General features: G+C 27.4%; 12 protein-coding genes and 1 tRNA gene. 5 read left to right on the forward strand and 8 right to left on the reverse strand.

Annotated features, from left to right (window positions below):
- Nucleotides 1-65 precede the first annotated feature (65 nt).
- Both gltA and A966_RS03760 read right to left on the reverse strand, forming a co-directional pair.
- Nucleotides 66-1,490 carry an NADPH-dependent glutamate synthase gene (gltA, locus tag A966_RS03755; RefSeq protein WP_008722694.1) on the reverse strand — a complete coding sequence of 475 codons (1,425 nt, stop codon included), beginning with the start codon at nucleotides 1,488-1,490 and terminating at the stop codon, nucleotides 66-68.
- Nucleotides 1,491-2,009: 519 nt separating this feature from the next.
- The gene (locus tag A966_RS03760) at nucleotides 2,010-2,924 is read right to left on the reverse strand and encodes a dihydrodipicolinate synthase family protein (protein WP_008722695.1); all 915 of its coding nucleotides are present in this window, start codon (nucleotides 2,922-2,924) and stop codon (nucleotides 2,010-2,012) included.
- 447 nt (nucleotides 2,925-3,371) lie between these two features.
- Here A966_RS03760 and rpmB point away from each other — a divergent pair, with 447 nt between their 5' ends.
- Together rpmB and ispH are read left to right on the forward strand one after the other, a co-directional pair.
- Nucleotides 3,372-3,563: a 50S ribosomal protein L28 gene (gene rpmB / locus A966_RS03765; RefSeq protein ID WP_008722698.1), complete on the forward strand. Its 192-nt coding sequence runs from the start codon at nucleotides 3,372-3,374 to the stop codon at nucleotides 3,561-3,563.
- A 35-nt stretch (nucleotides 3,564-3,598) separates the two neighbouring features.
- Nucleotides 3,599-5,344 carry a 4-hydroxy-3-methylbut-2-enyl diphosphate reductase gene (gene ispH / locus A966_RS03770; protein WP_008722704.1) on the forward strand — a complete coding sequence of 582 codons (1,746 nt, stop codon included), beginning with the start codon at nucleotides 3,599-3,601 and terminating at the stop codon, nucleotides 5,342-5,344.
- A gap of 79 nt (nucleotides 5,345-5,423) precedes the next feature.
- Here the strand turns inward: ispH and A966_RS03775 are convergent, their stop codons facing one another.
- Nucleotides 5,424-6,197: a DUF4912 domain-containing protein gene (locus A966_RS03775; protein ID WP_008722713.1), complete on the reverse strand. Its 774-nt coding sequence runs from the start codon at nucleotides 6,195-6,197 to the stop codon at nucleotides 5,424-5,426.
- Between the two features lie 154 nt (nucleotides 6,198-6,351).
- Here A966_RS03775 and A966_RS03780 point away from each other — a divergent pair, with 154 nt between their 5' ends.
- Nucleotides 6,352-6,885, forward strand: a complete 534-nt coding sequence (locus A966_RS03780; protein WP_008722715.1) for a hypothetical protein — start codon at nucleotides 6,352-6,354, stop codon at nucleotides 6,883-6,885.
- A 66-nt stretch (nucleotides 6,886-6,951) separates the two neighbouring features.
- A tRNA-Asn gene (locus tag A966_RS03785) sits at nucleotides 6,952-7,024 on the forward strand.
- 42 nt (nucleotides 7,025-7,066) lie between these two features.
- On the opposite strand, the gene A966_RS03790 is transcribed toward A966_RS03785, so the two are convergent.
- The 4 genes from A966_RS03790 to A966_RS03805 all read right to left on the reverse strand — a co-directional run bounded on the left by A966_RS03790 (nucleotide 7,067) and on the right by A966_RS03805 (nucleotide 10,277).
- Complete coding sequence (locus A966_RS03790) at nucleotides 7,067-8,743, reverse strand: ABC1 kinase family protein (protein WP_008722717.1); 1,677 nt, start codon at nucleotides 8,741-8,743, stop codon at nucleotides 7,067-7,069.
- Nucleotides 8,744-8,854: 111 nt separating this feature from the next.
- Nucleotides 8,855-9,166, reverse strand: coding sequence for a phasin family protein (locus tag A966_RS03795; RefSeq protein ID WP_008722726.1), 312 nt, complete (start codon nucleotides 9,164-9,166; stop codon nucleotides 8,855-8,857).
- A gap of 127 nt (nucleotides 9,167-9,293) precedes the next feature.
- Nucleotides 9,294-9,509 (reverse strand): hypothetical protein, encoded by a 216-nt coding sequence (locus tag A966_RS03800; RefSeq protein WP_008722728.1) that lies wholly within the window; start codon nucleotides 9,507-9,509, stop codon nucleotides 9,294-9,296.
- Nucleotides 9,510-9,521: 12 nt separating this feature from the next.
- Complete coding sequence (locus A966_RS03805; RefSeq protein ID WP_008722729.1) at nucleotides 9,522-10,277, reverse strand: TM2 domain-containing protein; 756 nt, start codon at nucleotides 10,275-10,277, stop codon at nucleotides 9,522-9,524.
- Between the two features lie 123 nt (nucleotides 10,278-10,400).
- Here A966_RS03805 and A966_RS03810 point away from each other — a divergent pair, with 123 nt between their 5' ends.
- Nucleotides 10,401-11,141 (forward strand): DNA methyltransferase, encoded by a 741-nt coding sequence (locus tag A966_RS03810; RefSeq protein WP_008722730.1) that lies wholly within the window; start codon nucleotides 10,401-10,403, stop codon nucleotides 11,139-11,141.
- A gap of 70 nt (nucleotides 11,142-11,211) precedes the next feature.
- On the opposite strand, the gene flcA is transcribed toward A966_RS03810, so the two are convergent.
- A partial coding sequence (gene flcA / locus A966_RS03815; RefSeq protein WP_008722731.1) for a periplasmic flagellar collar protein FlcA occupies nucleotides 11,212-13,335 on the reverse strand: 2,124 nt, incomplete at its 5' end.

Here is a 13,335-nt window from a genome sequence, read left to right on the forward strand (position 1 = left end):
TCTCATAAAAAAAGAGACTTTATTTTAAAAAGTCTCTTCCTTATATAAATATTTACAGAGAAATATTATCTATTAGACAAATATTTATCTATTCCGGCAGCAGCTTTTTTACCATCTCCAATAGCTAAAATAACAGTAGCAGCACCTCTTGCCGCATCGCCTCCAGCAAATACACCTTCTATAGAAGTAGCACCTGTTTCTTCATCTATAACATAAGTTCCTTTTTTAGTAGTTTGTAATTCAGGTACTTTTCTAGCTATAAGAGGGTTAGGAGTAGTACCTATAGCAATTACAATAGCATCAACTTCTATATCTTCAGTTTGACCTTCAACAGGAATTGGTTTTCTTCTTCCATCTGCATCAGGCTCTCCAAGTTCCATAACTTGAGTTCTAACGGCTATAACATTATCATTTTCATCACCTAATATTTCTAAAGGTGCTCTTAAAAATCTAAAATCAACACCTTCTTCCATAGCATGGTGAATTTCTTCTAATCTTGCAGGAAGTTCTTTTTCAGTTCTTCTGTATATTATGTATACTTTTTCAGCACCTAATCTTACAGCAGTTCTGCAGGCATCCATAGCAACATTACCGCCTCCCAATACAGCTACTTTTTTATGTCTTATAACAGGAGTATCTACTTCAGGAAATTTATAAGCTCCCATTAAATTAACTCTTGTTAAATACTCATTAGCAGAATAAACACCGCAGAAATGTTCACCAGGAACATTCAAAAAAGCAGGAAGTCCAGCACCTGTTCCTAAGAATATGGCATCATATTCTTTTCTTAATTCATTAAAATCTAAAGAAATACCAGCCACTTCATTAATTTTAAATTTTACTCCGTCTTTTTTAAGATTTTCTACTTCATGAGCTACTAATTCTTTTGGAAGACGAAACTCCGGAATACCGTACATTAATACGCCGCCTATAGTATGCAAAGCCTCCAATACTGTAACATCATATCCTAATTTTATTAAATCTCCCGCACAAGCTAAACCTGCAGGACCTGCTCCGACTATACATACTTTTTTACCGTTTTTTTCTACTTTTAAATCTTCATGCTGAGCATGTTTTCTTTCATAGTCAGCTACAAACATTTCCAATTTACCAATAGCAACAGGCTCTAAGTTTTTACCAGTAGCTTTATCTTTAGCATTACCTACAACACATCTTTCTTCGCATTGTTCTTCCTGAGGGCATACTCTTCCGCATGCAGCAGGTAAAGCATTAGTTTCTTTTATTTTTTTGGCTGCTTCTAAAAACTTTCTTTCCGCTATAAGTCCTATAAATTCAGGAATTTTTACCTTAGCAGGACATCCTTCCATACAATGAGGAACTTTGCAGTCCAAACATCTTAAAGATTCCTGATATGCCTGTTCCTCAGTATATCCTAAAGGAACCTCTTTAAAATCTTTGCTTCTTTCTTCCGGACTTCTAGTAGGCATTTCCTGTCTAGGTATTTCTCCTAATTTTGATCTTGGTGGCATATATGTATCTCCTATTTTAGGTATTTTTTATTTTGGCTTTTTTATTATTGCCAAAGATTATACTATAATTTTAAATATAATCAATGCTAATATTATTTTTTTATTTTGAAGTTTTTTGTTATTAGATTGATATACTTTTTTAAAAAAGCACTTGACAAGATTATATATAAAAATTGCGTAATTTATAATTATAAGATAATAGAGTTGTTTCAAAACTAATTTTTTATAATTTTGTGGGGACTAGCCCCCACCCCCCCACTTCTTTTGGTGACCCAAAGAAGCAAAAGGACTGAATATTTATATACTAAAATAATAAGCTATAAAACATGTAAAACATTATTTTATAATTGACAATTACTAATTTTTTATATGTAATTTTGTCAAGTAGTTTTTAAACAAGTCTAATATAGCTAATATAAATGAATATTATGAATCTTATTATAAACTCAATAAAATAAAAAACCGATCATTTAATCTGAATAAAAATGACCGGTTTATATAAAAATTATACAAAAATAATTATTTTATGCTGTTTATAGCGTCATCTATCATTTTGGCACAATTTTCTATTTTCTTTTTATCTTCATCTATTACATTGCTTAATGGTTTTCTTACTCCGCCCAATTCCAAACCTTTTAATTTAAGAATAGCTTTCATTACGGCATACAAATTACCATGACATTCACACATAGCATATATGATTCTATCTATTTTATATTGTATATCTCTTGCTTTTTCAAACTGACATTTATTAACAGCATCATTAGCTGCTAAGAATAATTCAGGCATTACGGCATAAGTACCGCCTATTCCTGCATCAGCACCTATTAATCTTCCTGCTACGAATTGTTCATCTGGTCCGTTAAATATGATGCTGTCATCGCCGCCTACATCTTTAAACATTTGAATATCCTGTACAGGCATAGATGAGTTTTTTACACCTATAACTCTTGGATTTTCTCTCATCTTTTTATAAAGATTAACATTTAAAGCAACACCTGCAAGCTGAGGTATATTATATATAATAAAATCTGTATTAGGGGCAGCAGCACTTATATCATTCCAATATTCTGCTATAGAGTAGTCAGGGAGATGGAAATATATAGGAGGAATAGAAGCTATAGCATCTACGCCCAATTTTTCAGCATGAGCTGCTAATTCAGCACTATCAGCAGTATTGTTGCAGCCTACATGTGCTATGATAGTGATTTTACCTTTTGCTATTTCCATAACATTTTCTAATACTAATTTTCTTTCTTCTTTACTATGGTAAATACATTCACCTGAAGAACCGCCTACATATAAACCATTTACACCTTTGTCTATTAAATGCTGTGTAAATTTTTTAACTCTTTCAGGGCTTATTTCTCCTTTTTCATCATAACAAGCATAAAAGGCAGGAATAATTCCTTTGTACTTATCTAAGTTTCTCATGTTTTCTCTCCTATATTTTATTTTTTATTAAAATTTATCTTATTTTTTTATTCATCAAAAATATATTAAATAATTTTAATTAAACCTTATATTAACTTTTGCAACCGTGTGCATTATTTATATTATACATCATTAATAGTTTTTTTGTAAACTAATTTCATAAAAAAAATAGTAATATGCTATGAAATTAGCATAATTTTTACAAAATGTATGAATTGTCTTATAAAGTTGGTTTTATATGATTTTTTATACTTCAATAATAATTTTTAAATTAGAAGATAATAAATAAGACAAGTCATCATATAAATAAATTTATTTTATGGTTAAGGCAGAGTATATATAATAAAAAATAATTTTTTAATAAATCATTGACTAAAATCATTTTTTAATATATAATCACTGCATTATAATTGTAAACTAAATAATATTATTTTTTTGGAGGAAAAAATGGCAAGAGTATGTGAAATATGCGGTAAAGGTAAGCAAAATGGTCATAGTGTAAGCCATTCTAATATAAAGACTAAACGCTCTTTTAATGCTAACTTACAAAATGTAAAAATAGAAGTAAATGGTTCTGCAAAAAAAGCTTTAGTTTGTACTAAATGTATTAAAGGTAATAAAGTTTCTAAAGCTAAATAATAATATTATTATTCCTTATAAAAAATTATAAACAAATGAATGTAGATATAGGTAAATTTGCTGGTTTCTGTGACGGTGTGAAGTATGCTGTAGAAAATACTTTCTCTCAGGCTTCTAAAAAAGATAATGAAATATATATAGATGGACATTTAATACATAATCCTCAAACTCTTAATATGTTGGAAAATGCTGGTGTAAAAACTTATGAAGATGATGAGGATATGTCCGTTTTAGATGGAAAAACTGTTATTGTAAGGGCTCATGGTATATCTCCTCAAAGAAGAGAAGCTCTTTCAAGTCATGCCAAAAAAATAGTAAATCTTACATGTAAATATGTTGCTAAAATTCAAGGACTTGTAAAAAAATATAGCTCTTTAGGATACAGAGTTATAGTAATAGGAAATCCTTCGCATCCTGAAATTATAGGGGTATGCGGATATGCTGATGATGTTCATGTTGTTTATAAAGATGAGGATTTAAATAAACTTCCAAATGATTCTAAAAAAGCTTTAATCGTTGCTCAAACTACTTTGCAGAAATCAGTTTTTGACAAGTATGTAAATCAAATACAAAATAAATATAAAGATACAGAAATAATTATTAAAAATACTATATGTTCCGCTACTGATCAAAGACAAAATGAAGTATTAGAAATAGCAAAGAGAAATGATGTTGTACTTGTAATAGGCGGTTCTGAAAGTTCAAATACCAGGAATTTATATAATATAGCAGCAGCTATTAAGCCTGCATTTTATGTAGAATATAAAGAGGATTTGGATAAAATTGATTTATCAAACTATAAAAATATAGGTATAATGGCTGGAGCATCTACTCCTGATTGGCTTATAGAGGATATAGCCCAAACTATAAAAGATAGATATGCCGGTAATTTTGTTAGGTTTATGTCAAGAATATTTGACTTTCTAAATTACGGTTATATATTCTTTTCTGTAGGTGCTTTTTTAATGTCCTATGCTATATATGATATGTTATCACAGCCTTTTCAATATCAAATAGGCATTATAATATCTTTATACTATTTATATATGAGTTTAGAAAATGGGTATAGTAATTATACTATAAAGATAAGCGATAAAAGAAGATATTTGTTTTATCAAGAGTATAAGATATTTTTTAGATTTTTAATATTGATGAGTGCTGTTCTTATGTTTTATTTTGCCTATAAGATTAATGTAGGAATATTGATGCTTTCAATTCTCTCAAGTTTGCTTGGAATGGGATATAATATTAGTTTTGAAAATAAATCAAGATTTGAAAGTTCTTTTTTCTTCAGGTTATTTAAAAAACTTATACCTTTTAAAGCAATAGTAATATCTGTTGCAGTTACTGTATTATTAAATGGTTCAATATTTATTATGCATAGAAATATATTGAAAGAAAAGCCGTTTTTATATTTATTTTCTACATTGACAGTATTTTTATTTATGTTTATAAGACAGGCTTTAATTGAAATAAAATTTTCTCAAAGCGATAAAATTGCAGGTGCCGTAACTTTAACTACATATATAGATTCTAGTAAATTAGCATTTATAACAGGTATAATACCTATTGTTTTGGCTTTGTTTATGCTAGTGGGTATTATAATAGGCAAATTCCCATTAGAGATTAATAAATTGAAATATTGTATTCCAATTATATACAGCAGTATAATTTCATTTGTTGTGATGAAAAAGAAGATAATAACAAGCAGACATTTATTTTCTATATTAATAGATTCACCGCTTTATATATTATTTTTAGCGGCATTAATTAATATTTAATTTATAGAGTCCAATAGTTGATTTCAAAAACAGAAAAATTAATATTATTTATTTTATCAATTAATACCGCTGATTATTTTTAATTTTTTTTCATAAAAAGTGAAGATGAAGAAGAAGCTGCCAAATGATTTCTTCTTAAATCTATAAGTTCAAATATTGTAGCAGATGATAAACTTTCTCTTAAAGCTTTAGGCGATTTTAAGAGTTTGATAATCTCTTCATTAACCATCCATTCTTCATCATAAACATTGCTCATAGAATCTCTAGGAGCATAAATCATATTACTTCTAGCTAATACTATAAATCTGTTATTTTCATCATAGTATCCAAGTTCACCTATAAAATATGCATGAGGCATAGCCAAATTAACATATCTATCGCCATAAATATAATTAACTTCTATTTCTTTATGAATTTCTCCATTAGTAATATCATAACCAAATACATGGAATATTCTTACCGATATTCTTTTTCCTTTTAGAGAATGATAATTTATATCTTCATCAGATATATCCCAATAGAAAAAACACCATTCAGGATCACGCATCATAAGTACCAATTTTGTTTCTTTATATCTCTCAGGCAATTCTCTTACTATATCAACTTCATCAGGTATATATTCATCTTTTTTAACTTCTTTTGCTTCTAATACTTCTATATCTTTTTTAGACGATGCTTTTTTTGCTGATGTAGTCTTTTTAGCTGTGGTTTTTTTAGCAGCAGCTGATTTTACTGCAGCCTTTTTTGGAGTGCTTTCAGATTTTTCTTCTGCTGTTTTTTTAGCTGTAGTTTTTTTAGCAGCAGTTTTCTTGCTTGTATCTTCTGCTGTTTTTTCTGTTTTTTTAGTTGCCATTAAATATCTCCATAAATTTATATTCTCAAAAATATTATAGAATAAATACTTTTATTGTCAAGAATTAAATTTAGTTTTTTACTTTTTTAGTTTTACTAGATTTTAATTATTACGATAATATTAAATACTATATATATTAAAAATTGGAGAATTAATGAAGAAAACAATTATATTTCTACTGTTTATATGCAATATTATAGCATTTTCTCAAGAAAATTTTACAGTGCCTATAACACCTAGTAAAGATCAGGAATTAGATAAGGCAGCAGGATATTCTACTACATTATCTAAGTTTGATGGCAGTATGAATGCTTATATAAGATTAAAGGCATATATAAATATATTAGATTCTAAAGGAATGGCGGCATTAAAGCAGCATCCTTCATATCCTAAATTGGGCGATGTATATATGTACGGTGCTATATATTTAACTAAAGAGTTTAAAGAAGATAAAATTATTGAATTATATAAAAAAGCATTAGAATTAAGAGCAGATCCCAATTCTAATTATCAATTAGCATCTATTTATAAAAGAAAATTTGATGCTGCTGTGAAGAAAAATGATTCAGAAAAAGAGCAGGAATATGGGAAAAATGTATATGAATATTTAAATAAGTATATTGTTTTATCTGGAAATAATTCAAAAAAATATCAGGAAATATTAGAATATTTTAGTGCCTATAAATAAAAAAATATGTTTTGTCTATTGACATTTTTTTTGTTTATGCTATAATACTTAAACATTAAATGATAATCCGAGATAGCTCAGTCGGTAGAGCAGGTGACTGTTAATCACCGGGTCGCAGGTTCGAGCCCTGTTCTCGGAGCATTTTTAAGCCCCTATTAAAGGGGCTTTTTTATTTCTCAATTTACTTCTTCTTCACATACTTATTTATAAACCTGCTTATAATCATAATAAATCCCATTATCGCTGACAACGCAAATCCTATCATTCCTATAACAGATGTTCCATGAAAAAGGGGAGGCATTTTACTTGTTATTATTAAAGCACTTGCTAGTATCAAAGAAGCTAAAACTATAGAATAGCTTAATCTATCTGCTAATCCATCTAAAGTGGATGACAATGATTCCAGATTTTTATGCTCCATCTGAATTTTTACACTGCCTTTCTTTATAACTGATACTAAATTCTCTAAGTCTGAAGGAAATTCTTTTATTATATAACTATAATCATATAGCAACTTTTTAATCTGTTTCAATAAATTATTAGGCTTCATTTGTTCTTTAACATATCTAAATGCGAATGGCTTAATATGTTCTATTAATTTGACATCTTTATCTAAATTTCTAGCAACTCCTTCAAGAACTATCAAAGATTTTATTAAAAGCATAATATTGCTAGGCAAAGTTAAACGAAATTCTCTTATTATACCTATAAGTTCATTGAATACATCTTCTATATTTATATTATCCAAAGGCATATCTACATATTTACTCACCAATATAAATATAGCCATATTAAATTCATCTATATTGTTTATTTCCCCATGGTAGCATAAATCAAGTATCGATTTAGATAATTCTAAATAATCAGCAGAACTTATACTCATAATCAAAGAAGAAAAAGCATCTTTAGAGTTAGGCGGAATAAATCCTATCATACCAAAATCTAAAAAACATAATACATTATTTTCTAAAGCCATTAAATTACCCGGATGCGGATCTGCATGGAAAAAGCCTAACATAAATATCTGTTCCAATACAGCATCTATACCTATAGAAACAAGTTTTTTTCTGTCATATCTAGTATCGTTTTCTTCAATATCAGAGATTTTTATTCCTTCTATATATTCCATAGTTAATATATTTTTTGTACTGTATTCATTGTATATTTTTGCTATTTTTATATTTTTATTATTTTCAAAGAATTTGGCAAATTTTAAAGTATTATTTTTTTCAAAGTTAAAATCTAATTCCTGAATAAGCTGAGATTTAAATGCAGCTATCAATTTTTGAGGCTGCATCAATGCAAATTCTTCATTATATTTTTCTATTATGTTTGAAAGCCATACTATAATTTCTATATCTGTAAGTATATTTTCTTCTATATCAGGTCTCTTTACTTTTATAGCTACTTTTTCTCCGTTTTTTAATACAGCAGTATGAACCTGAGATATAGAAGCACTTGCTTTAGGTGTTAATTCAAATGATTCAAAAAAATCTTCTATTTTACCCCCAAGTTCTTCTTCTATAATACTTTTAGCAATATTTTCATCAAAAGGTTTTACATGATTTTGCAGTTTGCTTAACTCAGATGTAATATCTTTTGAAAGTATATCATTTCTGTTTGAAAGTATTTGCCCTAATTTAATGAATGTAGTTCCTAACTCTTCGCAAGCCATTCTGATTCTTTCAGCTTTGCTGTATTTTCTTAAATCAACACCTTTATGTTTTATATTAATTTTATTTATTGGATTTTTTATTATTTTTAATATCGGAGTTATAGCTATAATATCTCTGAACCCATAAGCTATTATTATAGAGATAATTTCTCTAGCTCTGTTTATAGATTTTATGTTATTCATATTACTTAATCACCCAAACTTTAATAAACTAATAATTTTATAAAATAAGGAGTTTTTTTTATTTATAAAAAATAATTAAAACTCCTCATAAATTAATTATCAAAAATTAGATTACTGTTCATCTTTTTTGATGGACTGTTTTAGTTCATCTAATTCTTTTCTCATAGCATCATATTCGTCTTTTTTCACATATCCCATTTTGTCAATGGCTTTTTTCACTCTTTCATCTATGAATTGTGAAATATCTTCTTTAGTTTCATTGGCTTTACTAACCATTTCTTTTACAAATTTTTCTCCTTCTTCAGCACTGACATTCTTATCTTTAATAAATTCACGTGCTGCTTCCTCTAATTTTTCTTTTCCTTTAAGCATCATACCAATGCTTGAATAAAATCCTGATTTAATATCATCTGATAATGACATAATTAATCCTCCTGTTTATTATATATTTATTAATTTTTTATCATTGAAAAATAAAAAGTCAATACAATAAAATATACTTTTACTTCATAAAAACTTCTTATATATTGTTTAATAAAAATTTTTATTATTATTTTTTATCTATAGCATCAAAATAGCATGCCATAAAATCTCCTTCTCCATTTTCAAAGTCATGAACCATATCAGAAACTTTTTTATTAAGTTCTTTTATCATGATATATGCTATTTCCTGTGCTTTGCTTTCAGTTATATCATTATTATTTTTCTGAATATTTTTAATAACTTTATTTATATTAACTCTTTTATATACGCCGTCGCTATCCACTTTATTATCTCCTTAAACATAACCGTCTTTTTTTAATTCTGCTTTAAGTACATCTATATCGCTTGTTATATCCATAATATCATCTTTTTGTATATTTTCTAATACCTTATTTAAATATATTATTACTGATTCTATAGATTCTGTTATATCAGCTTTAATATTATTTAAATCTGATGTATTTGATGATGATAAATCTATATATGAATTAATAAGTTTTAATGTTGTAGGTATATTGTACTGAAGCATTCTATCAAGCTCTTTTTTAGGTCTTTCATTTTTCTTTAGGCTGCATGATTTATCAATAATGCTTTTAAATAAGCTATTTAAATGTTTTACTTTAGATGAAAAATTATAGTCCTTTATAGAAATTGATGCTTCATTAATTAGTTTGTAATATTCTAATGCCTTATTAACAATAATATTTTCTTCTGTATTTTCTTGATTATCATGATTTTCTTTTTCATCATCAACATAAGTATATTCAGCATCTATAGCATCATCAAATTTATTGCTGTAACTTTCATTATTATTTTCATAATCTATATTTTCCATATATCTTTTATTGTATGTAATATTAAAGTCTTTTTCACTCATAAATATAAACCTTACTAAGTCTACAATGCAAAGCAAATATGGTATGCCTGTCCAACAGAATAGAACATACAATATACCTCTTTTAGTTTGACCTAAATAAAATTTTTGTATTCCTATTCCTCCAAATATCAGAGAAATAGCGGAACATATTATAGCTTTAATTCTTTTTTTCATTTATAATAACCAAATAATATTTACTGTTATATAATATCAAAGTATTTATTTTTAACAAGCAATTTTTTTATTCAGTATTTGTTTTAAATGCTGATAATATATTATTTATAAAGCGAACAAAATATGAAAAAAAAGTTAGAATTACAAACTACCACTTTATGGGATTATCCTTCTCAGCAGTATTTAAAAAGCGAAGAAGAAAAACATAAACATTATATAGGAGCAACACCTTCATATATAATTTGGAATCTTCTAAACAGATATACAAAAGAAAAAGATTTGGTTGTAGACCCTATGGCAGGAAGCGGTACTACTGTTGATGTAGCAAGAGAACTAGGAAGGAGAGCTTTGGGATATGATATAAATCCAAAAGCATTGCAGAGGAAAGATATTTTTAAAGCTGATGCTAGAAAAATACCAATAGAAGATGAAAAGGTAGATTTTGTATTTATAGATCCGCCTTACAGTACACATATCAATTATTCTGATGAAAAGAACTGTATTGGAAAATTAACAGCAAGAGAAAATGAATATTATGAAGCTATGGAAAAAGTTATAAATGAAATATTTAGAATAATGAAAAAAGATAGGTATATGGCTTTATATGTGTCTGATTCCTATGAAAAGGGATTTCCTTTTATGCCTATTGGTTTTAAACTTTTTGAAATTATGAATAAATATTTTATGCCTATAGATATTATATCAGTTGTTCGTCATAATAAGACTCTTAATAAAGGTAATTATCATATAGCAGCGGCAGAAAATAATTTTTATTTGAGAGGATTTAATTATCTATTTATAATGTATAAAAAAGGAAATAAAACTATAGATATGAATGGTAAGGTTCATCTTAGAAATTTATAGTATTATTTTATATTTTTATCAAATAATAATAAAAAAAGCAGAGACTATAAAATCTCTGCTTTTTATTGTTTTATCTGACATAATACATATCTTTTGGTATATAATCATCTATAACAGCTGTCTGCTTCAAATTTCTTTTTCCTTGTACCGCCATTATATTATAAGCAGCTGCCCCTATATTTTGATTATCAACAAGTATGGTTCTTTTTTCTATTCTTTCTAAATCTATATTTGAAGTTCTTATCTGATCAAAATATTCGCTTGCTAATACAAAATATTTAAATGCTTCCTGTTCATTAACAATAGTATTTGTAATACTAGCATTGTAAGCATAAGAAACACCTATATTATTGTAAAGGCTTGCTAAATAACTCACAAGTATAAAATCTCCTTCTGTACGCATTTCTAATCTTCCTAATCTGTCTCTCTTAGATAATACCTGACTTAAAGCATTTCTGTAGAATCCATTAGCCAAATTAGCTTTATCCAAATGTAAAAGCGAATTACCTAAAGCATAAGAAACAACACTATTGCTAGGGTTTTTTTGGAATAATGCATTGAATCCCTCAAATGCTCTGTCATATTCTTCATCTGAATAATATATCCAAGACAAATTATATAAAAGTTTATCGCTCCTAAGATTAGGTGCTAAATTATCATAAGCTGTTTGATAATGCTGTTTTGCCTTTTCATAATCTTTTTCTCTATAGAAATAAACATTAGCCAAATTATAATTAGCATCAGGATATATTGAATTAATCGCTAAAGCTTCATTAAAGTTTTTAACCGCATTTCCATATTCACCTAAATTATAATATATTTGACCTAACATATTATATACATATTCTTTTCCTCTATAGAAAGGATTAGCTTCATATAAAGGAAGTGCCGCAGTATTAAGTATTTCCATAGCTCTGTCATAATGCTTTAATCTTGTTTCATAATCAGCATAACCTACTATAGATTCTAAATTATTAGGATATGCTTCTAATAGACTTTCAAACAGTATTCTTGAGCCATAAAAATCATCTTTATTAAGTAAATAATTTGCCAATTTAGGATAAACTTCATCATCAATATAGTCTTTTTTCAATAAGTTTATATGATTTTGAAGTGCTTTTACCTGCTCATAATTATCCTGATAAATTTTTATAAGCATAGCTCTTTTTCTAGGAACTACACCGTCTCCAAAGAAATTAACCATATCCCTATAATTATTATAAGCTATATCATAATAATCTGGCTCTAGCAAATTTTTAGCTCTGCTTATCATGAGAAGACCGCGTTCATCATATATAGTTTCTTTTTCTTTTTTCTTTTCAGTATAAACTAACATATTATTATACAATTCTTCACCCAATGTGTAGTCTTCTATTGATAATTCTTTTTCTCCTTTCTTTCTATAATAGTATCCGAAAGTTATTCTAGTTTCAAAATCTCTAGGCTTAATATCTAAAGCACCCTGTATCTTTTTAAGAGCATCATTGAAAGTTTCTCTGTCAATATAAGCTCTTGCATATTTATTATACCATTTTATCTGTTTTGGTTTTAATCTTTCACCTTCGGCAAAGTTTCTCTCAGCATCATCATAAGCTCCCTTTGATATGCTTAATAAACCTTGATTATAGTATTTATTTGCCATTACAGGTTTATAAATAAATTGGAAAGATAAAATCACTAAAGCTACAAACAATATTAAAAATACAGCTGCAACTCTTATTATTTTAGCATAATCTTTTAATGAATTAGGTATAGGTATAAGTTCTAATACATTTTTGCTGCCTTCTTCTTTAAGACTTAAACCTAATTCTTTATTTAATAATTCTGTAATGTTTTCATTAGACTCTCCTCTTTCTAAGGCATTAAGCAAAGATTCCATAGAGATTCTGTCTAATTTCTCATTAAGTATGGCATCTAAAACATGATATTGTGTTATAGAAGGGAGATGTTTTATTGCATTAATAACTTTATCAGTATCTACATCTTTATCTACATCTTCATATTTAGAAGCCGGCAGATTATTAGCTGTATCAGGAGATGGAAGAGTAGTGCCTCCTGCAATTATATTATTAGAAATACTTTTATTTTCTTCTTTTTCATCATCATTGTCTAGATCTATGTTATCGTCTAGGTCCAGATCATCTTTTACTTCATCTTTAGGTGATTGTCCGTATTCTTCTATAGCATCATCTAA

The organism is Brachyspira hampsonii 30446, from assembly GCF_000316195.1.
Lineage (GTDB): Bacteria > Spirochaetota > Brachyspiria > Brachyspirales > Brachyspiraceae > Brachyspira > Brachyspira hampsonii_C.

Bases quoted from the DNA above. Each gene is read 5' to 3' on its own strand.
- A966_RS03760 (WP_008722695.1), bottom strand. From the start codon at position 2,924: ATGAGAAACTTAGATAAGTACAAAGGAATTATTCCTGCCTTTTATGCT.
- A966_RS03795 (WP_008722726.1), bottom strand. From the start codon at position 9,166: ATGTCATTATCAGATGATATTAAATCAGGATTTTATTCAAGCATTGGT.
- ispH (WP_008722704.1), top strand. From the start codon at position 3,599: ATGAATGTAGATATAGGTAAATTTGCTGGTTTCTGTGACGGTGTGAAG.
- A966_RS03790 (WP_008722717.1), bottom strand. From the start codon at position 8,743: ATGAATAACATAAAATCTATAAACAGAGCTAGAGAAATTATCTCTATA.
- A966_RS03810 (WP_008722730.1), top strand. From the start codon at position 10,401: ATGAAAAAAAAGTTAGAATTACAAACTACCACTTTATGGGATTATCCT.
- rpmB (WP_008722698.1), top strand. From the start codon at position 3,372: ATGGCAAGAGTATGTGAAATATGCGGTAAAGGTAAGCAAAATGGTCAT.
- A966_RS03775 (WP_008722713.1), bottom strand. From the start codon at position 6,197: ATGGCAACTAAAAAAACAGAAAAAACAGCAGAAGATACAAGCAAGAAA.
- A966_RS03780 (WP_008722715.1), top strand. From the start codon at position 6,352: ATGAAGAAAACAATTATATTTCTACTGTTTATATGCAATATTATAGCA.
- A966_RS03805 (WP_008722729.1), bottom strand. From the start codon at position 10,277: ATGAAAAAAAGAATTAAAGCTATAATATGTTCCGCTATTTCTCTGATA.
- gltA (WP_008722694.1), bottom strand. From the start codon at position 1,490: ATGCCACCAAGATCAAAATTAGGAGAAATACCTAGACAGGAAATGCCT.